The organism is Bradyrhizobium sp., assembly GCF_049512235.1.
Classification (GTDB): Bacteria; Pseudomonadota; Alphaproteobacteria; order Rhizobiales; family Xanthobacteraceae; genus Bradyrhizobium.
Map to the genome: position 1 here is coordinate 1 of NZ_JBEKXH010000595.1, position 3,574 is coordinate 3,574.

Annotated in this window: 3 protein-coding genes; 2 read left to right on the forward strand and 1 reads right to left on the reverse strand. The window is 62.9% G+C overall.

Annotated elements, in window-relative coordinates; genetic code table 11:
* Positions 1-1,194 (forward strand): hypothetical protein (locus ABSG20_RS32375; RefSeq protein WP_423868519.1); only part of this gene is annotated, 1,194 nt, incomplete at its 5' end.
* Positions 1,195-1,234: 40 nt separating this feature from the next.
* Here ABSG20_RS32375 and ABSG20_RS32380 read toward each other — a convergent pair.
* Positions 1,235-2,146 carry a helix-turn-helix transcriptional regulator gene (locus ABSG20_RS32380; protein WP_423868520.1) on the reverse strand — a complete coding sequence of 304 codons (912 nt, stop codon included), beginning with the start codon at positions 2,144-2,146 and terminating at the stop codon, positions 1,235-1,237.
* A 142-nt stretch (positions 2,147-2,288) separates the two neighbouring features.
* Between ABSG20_RS32380 and ABSG20_RS32385 the strand changes: the two genes are divergently transcribed.
* Positions 2,289-3,574, forward strand: a 1,286-nt coding sequence (locus ABSG20_RS32385; protein ID WP_423868521.1) for a benzoate-CoA ligase family protein, incomplete at its 3' end; no start/stop codon positions are given.

Sequence of the window (3,574 nt, forward strand, 5' to 3'; positions counted from 1 at the left end):
GTCACGAAACCCATCCCAGGAGCGGAATTGATGGGTTTCGCGAAGGGCTCAACCCATCCTACGACATCGACTAATTATGATGAGCATCAAAGAAACGCTCGTCCAGCATTTATTGCGCCCAGCGCAGCGCGGCCAATTTGCGAGGCTGCGGCGTTTGACACCGCAACCGCCAAGCGAAAATTTCTTCGATCGGGTTCCGGACATGCTCACTCGCTACGTGCGCGGGCGAACATAGATGCGCCACAAAAAACCTCTGTGCTGTCGCTTATGGTTGTATCCGCGTTCGCCCGCTTTCCCACCGTCATACGTTCGCTGGCCGCATTGATCGTGCTGACCGCAGGGCAGAGCGTGACGCCGTCCTTTGCGGCCGCGGCAGCGCCCACCAGTCCAGGCCAGTGGTTTGTCGGTCTGATCACCACCTACAACAACAAGTCATTCTGCATCCCCGGAACGGTGCGCGTGGTCGATGTCGCCCAGGCGGTTGCGCAGTATACGCGGTCGCATCAAGCCTCCGGCCAGCTGACGGCGCCGCGAGCCATTGAAATCCTGGCCCAGCTTTATCCCTGTAACGGCGTCTCCACCGCGGACAATGCCGCAGTCCCGAAACCGGATGAAGCCGCCGCCCCGGTCGGGATGCAGACCATTGATGTCATGCGCACGCTGCAGAATACTTCAGGCCATGAGAACGACGGCGTCCTCGATCAAATCAAGCGTCACTCCGACAGCTACCCGCCACCGGTGCTTTTTGGCCTGGCCAGGGTGCTCTACCGGCAGGGCGACGTGGACGGGGCCATTTTCTGGTTCAACGCCGGCCGCCTGCGGGGAAATTTCGATGCGTGGCGCTCCACCGATGTCGTCGGCGGTCGAGCGGCCATGATCGCCCTGTCAAGACAGATGCCGATCGAACTGCGCAAGGCACAGTTCGCCGATCTGCCGAAGCTCCGGGGCATCGTCAGCAAAGTCATCGCATGGGATGAAACGACACCGCGTAACTATGACCGGCGATGGATCGATTTTCACGGCGTAGTCGCCGATAAAACCGGGCCGGGAGATGGCAAGCCGCCGGTTGCGGCCGCGACCATCGCGCCGGAAAAGTGGGATGATCTCGCCAAACAAGTGCGCGAGGAATACCGCCAGGACCTTGAAAAATCGATCGGGCTGATGAGCAACGCCAAGCTGGCGCCGGCACGATGAAGATGGCCGCCGCGTTGCACCCATGCAGTTCTCCGCCGGCTCACGACGCCGCGCTGCGCAGTCCGAATTCCTGCGCTTCACTCGGCAGCACCGGCTTGACTGCCGCGATCACTCGCGCGGCGGCTTCGTCGATGCCAAGGCCCGCGGTATCGACGGTCACCGAGGCGCGGGCATAAAGCGGTTCGCGGCTGAGCAGGATGGCGCGCAATTCGGCCATCGCCGCGCGATCGTCCGCCATCGGGCGCAGATCGCCCTGGCCGCGCACCCGCGCCATGTGTTCTTCCGGCTCGGCCTTGAGCCAGATGGTGTAGAACGACGACAGGATCAGGTCGAAGGTCAAGGGCTCGGAGACGATGCCGCCGCCGGTCGCCAGCACCATCAATTCGCGGCGCGCCAGCAATTGCCCAAGCGCCGCCTGCTCCATGCGCCGAAAACCTTCCTGGCCGTAGAGCGCGATGATTTCGGCGACCGACAAGCCGTTCAGCGCTTCGATCTCCTTGTTCAGCTCGACAAAACTCCAGCCGATTTTCCTGGCGAGCATTTTGCCGAGCGTGGACTTGCCGGCGCCGCGCAACCCGATCAGGGCAATGCCGGCAAACGACAGCCCCCGTGGCGCCGCGCCGTTGTGTTCGCCGGTGAGAGCTTCCTTGGCCTGCGCGATCTGGTGCGCCGAAGCCCTGCGCAGGAGGTCGCGAATGACCGGCCAGTCCGGCGCCGGCTCGGTTGAGGGAATGAGGTCCTCGAGATGCGCGCCCATCGCGTTCGACACCCGGCGCAACAGCACGATCGAGACGTTGCCCTTGCCGCTTTCGAGCTGCGCAATATAGCGTTCGGAAATGCCGGAGACCTTGGCCAGCACCTTTCGCGACATGCCGCGGAGCGCGCGCATGGTGCGGACGCGTTGGCCGAGTTGTTCGAGAAAGCCGGTTTCGGGATCGGGGTTTTCGGTCATTTCCCAGGTCGGTTTTTTGCCGAGACGCGCATTCCGGAAACATAATGCCGATAAGGATTGACAGCAAGCCGGCCCGATGGCTTTCTATGAATTATAATTCTAGAATCGATCTACTAGAAGAGCCACGGGAGAGGCGCACAGCATGAGCGGTCCATCCGTTTCCTCCGATACTTATAATGCGGTGACTTGGCTGCTCGACCGCAATGTCGACGAGGGGCGCGGCGGCAAGCTCGCTTTCACCGACACAGTTTCCGAATTGACCTATGGGGATCTGCAGCAGCAGACCCGCCGCGTCGCCAATCTCCTGCGCCGCCTCGGGGTCCGCCGCGAAGAGCGCGTCGCCATGATCATGCTCGACACGGTGGATTTTCCTGCCGTGTTTCTCGGCGCGATCCGCGCCGGCGTGGTACCGGTGCCGCTCAACACGCTGCTGACATCGGAACAGTATGCCTATGTGCTGGCGGACTGCCGCGCCCGCGTGCTGTTCATTTCCGAGCCGCTGCTGCCGGCGGTGAGCGACATGCTGGGCCGGATGGCGGATCTCGATCACGTCGTGGTTTGCGGGTGCGACGCGCACGGCTACAAGAAGCTATCCGATGAACTCGCCGTCGAGAGCGATCATTTTGCAACCGCTGCGACCCACGCCGACGAGCCGGCATTCTGGCTCTATTCGTCGGGTTCGACCGGCATGCCCAAGGGTGTCAGGCATCTGCATTCCAGTCTGGCCGCGACGGCGGACACCTATGCCAGACAGGTGCTCGGGATTCGCGAGGACGATGTCGGGCTGTCGGCGGCAAAGCTGTTTTTCGCCTATGGCCTCGGCAACGCGCTGACCTTTCCGATGTCGGTCGGCGCCACCACCATCCTCAATTCCGAGCGTCCGACCCCGGCGCTGATGTTTGCGCTGATGAACCGGTATAACCCCAGCATCTTCTTCGGGGTGCCGACCTTGTTCTCGGCGATGCTGCACGACGAGACGCTGCAGGACGAGCGCTGTGGCAAAAGCCTGCGCATCTGCACCTCGGCCGGCGAGGCGCTGCCGGCGACGGTCGGCAATGCCTGGAAGACGCGCTTCGGCGTCGACATTCTCGACGGCGTCGGCTCGACCGAACTGCTGCATATCTTTCTGTCGAATGCCCCCGGCGATATCAAATACGGCACCTCGGGCCGCCCGGTGCCCGGCTACAGGGTTCGGCTGGTCAACGAAGCCGGCGGCGATGCGCCCGACGGCGAGGTCGGCGAACTCCTGGTCGATGCGCCCTCCGCCGGCGAAGGCTACTGGAATCAGCGCAGCAAGAGCCGCCGGACATTCGAGGGCAACTGGACCCGCACCGGCGACAAATACATTCGCGACGCCGATGGCCGCTACACCTTCTGCGGCCGCAGCGACGACATGTTCAAGGTGTCCGGCATCTGGGTATCGCCGTT

What these genes read in the sequence shown, in the direction of transcription:
- ABSG20_RS32380 (WP_423868520.1), bottom strand. Translation starts at nt 2,146, where the DNA reads ATGACCGAAAACCCCGATCCCGAAACCGGCTTTCTCGAACAACTCGGC.